This window comes from Armatimonadia bacterium (assembly GCA_039679385.1).
GTDB lineage: Bacteria > Armatimonadota > Zipacnadia > Zipacnadales > JABUFB01 > JAJFTQ01.
This window is the reverse complement of sequence record JBDKVB010000025.1, coordinates 1-2,260: the sequence shown is the minus strand read 5'-3', so window position 1 is coordinate 2,260 and position 2,260 is coordinate 1. Positions and strand designations below refer to the sequence as shown.

Annotated in this window: 2 protein-coding genes; one reads left to right on the top strand and one right to left on the bottom strand. The window is 62.3% G+C overall.

Features of this window, described 5'->3' with window-relative positions:
* Positions 1 to 733, bottom strand: a 733-nt coding sequence (locus ABFE16_02560; protein ID MEN6344154.1) for a hypothetical protein, incomplete at its 3' end; no start/stop codon positions are given.
* 105 nt (positions 734 to 838) lie between these two features.
* Between ABFE16_02560 and ABFE16_02555 the strand changes: the two genes are divergently transcribed.
* Positions 839 to 1,585: an SIMPL domain-containing protein gene (locus ABFE16_02555; GenBank protein MEN6344153.1), complete on the top strand. Its 747-nt coding sequence runs from the start codon at positions 839 to 841 to the stop codon at positions 1,583 to 1,585.
* Positions 1,586 to 2,260: the final 675 nt, after the last annotated feature.

Below are 2,260 nucleotides of genomic sequence, written 5' to 3'. Positions count from 1 at the left end.
CGAAGCAGGCTCCCTGCTCGGGCAGGAGATCGGCGAACCAGGCGTCGTCCCTGGCGACCCAACGGTCAGCCTCGGCGAGTACCTGGGCGAACCACTTCTGGGCCCAGGGGACGGTCTGCACGCGCTGTCGCGCTGCTGCGACGTCCTCCGGGGTCATGTAGACGCAGGGATGCTGGGCACGCCCCTGGGGGCGCAGGTCGGCGGAACGCCAGGTGAGCGTCGGAGGCACCTTGATCCTCACCTTCTGGTCGGGGTCGTTGTTGACGCTAAGCTGGCTCAGGGTGACGTAGATTCGCGAGGCGTCGTAGGGCTCGAGAAGGGAGAGTGTGAGCACCTCGGTCTGTCGCGCCGGGAATCGGACCACCTGCGAACCGCCCGTGTCGGCCAGATCCAAATCCACCGGGGCCACGCCCGGGGACTCAACCCGTAGGCGCTTGATCCAGGAGTAGATCGGTAGCGGGTTGCCCTGGGTGAGCAGAAGGGTATCGACGGTGACGGGCCGAGGGAAACCCAGGGAAACCTGGATCGGGTACTTCGGGTTGGCGGAGGAGGCCCACCAGGTTGAGGGGTTGCCGTCCGTGGCGCTGCTGATGCCGTACTTGGCGTCAGGAGCCCCGGCGGCGCAAGATGCCTTGACCGTGGCCTCGCGGGCGTAGTCGATAGGATTGACCGTCTGGGCCAAAGCCGAACAGGCGGCTGTGACGGAAAGGAACCAGAACAGGGCGCAGCGCATTAGATCACCTCAGTGCAGTGATGCAAGAGGTTTCGTCCTAGAGCGGTGCTTACCTTTGTGGAAAACAGTCGGAAGCCGTACACCTCTAAGGGGGTCTGACAAGTGATGGGAAGGCTCGCGTTGGTGCTGGGGATCGGTCTGTTGGTCGCAACGACGGGGTTCGCACAGATGTATCCGACCGGACCATCGCCGCAGGACACGATCACGGTGACCTCCATGGGCACCGCGGAGGCGCCGCCCGAGTGGGCGGAGGTAGTTCTGACGATCCAGGGGACTGGGCCGACGGCCCAGTCGGCGCTGATGGTGAATCAGGATCGACGAGACCGGGCAGTCAGCAAGCTGGTTGAGCAGGGCGTCAAGCAGGCAGACATCAAGCCCGGGGCTCCACGGATCAGTGCCGGGGGGCTGCAGCAGATGATGGGTGGCAACAAGGACAAGGACAGCTTCTTTGTGTCCAGCACTCTGACGGTGCGCATCAACCAGATCGACCCGGGCCTGGTGTTCGACGATGCGGCACGGATCGTCGATGCTGCAGGGGCTGAGGGGGCGGCGGTGAACCCCATGGTAGTGAGCCAGATGCTCACGTCCCAGGACATGATCAGGTTCGGGGTCAAGGACGCCAAGGCACTTCAACAGAAGGCGCTCAGTGAGGCGATCGATCAGTCGCGGTCAGTCGCAGAGATGGCGGCTGCGAAGGCCGGGCGGAAGCTAGGGGCTCTCGTTGGCCTGCAGGTCATGGGTGTAGGTGACGAGGGAGGACTGATGGCGATGATGCGCATGTTCACACCGCCGAGCGGTTCAGGCACCGCCTCCGCCAGCGCCATGGTGGCCGCCACCTACAAGGTCGAATAGACGCAGGCCTGCTCCCTGCGAGAATCCGGAACGCCACGCCTCTGATTCGCTGTCAGGCGTGGCGTTCCTGTGCGCCCATAGGGCTCTGGCGGGAGTGGCTTGCCGCACGAGCTTGCCCAAGTCCCTGCAAGCGCGCCATCTGTCTTCCGATGCACGGTTATACTATGTGGTTATGCACCTGATTGTGTACGGGAAATGAGAGAGGTGCGGCGGTGAGCCTGTATCAGATTCCATTGCGTGTGTCTAGACATCGGCATAGCGTTATTAAGAAAGTGTCTATGTCGCAGAACAGTGCGATTTACGACATCTCATACTTTGACTTGAGTTAGCCTTGCGTTGACCCGCACTGCTATGCGCCTTAGTATTTCCATATACGGAAACACTGTCTCTCAATTCCGTTTCTGTGCGTATAACCCGGACAGTCCCTGAAAGTAGCCGAGGCATGGTCGTGGCGCGGAGTGGATGTCTGGAGGCCGACCTCGCTGAACGGTACACGATCGTCATGGTGAGCGTAGTGCGTCGAAGACCCTGTGTTGCCGCCTTTCTGATCTCCACTGTTGCGGCCTTACTGGTCGCGCTTGCGCCGGCCTTCGGTTCTGGTGAGTGGCAGGTCAGCACGATTGTGGCTGATGGGCTCGGCGCCGTCGGCGGCGGACTCGGCTTCGCCATCGACAG

Coding starts and splice junctions, on each gene's coding strand:
- ABFE16_02555 (MEN6344153.1), top strand. CDS start 839: ATGGGAAGGCTCGCGTTGGTGCTGGGGATCGGTCTGTTGGTCGCAACG.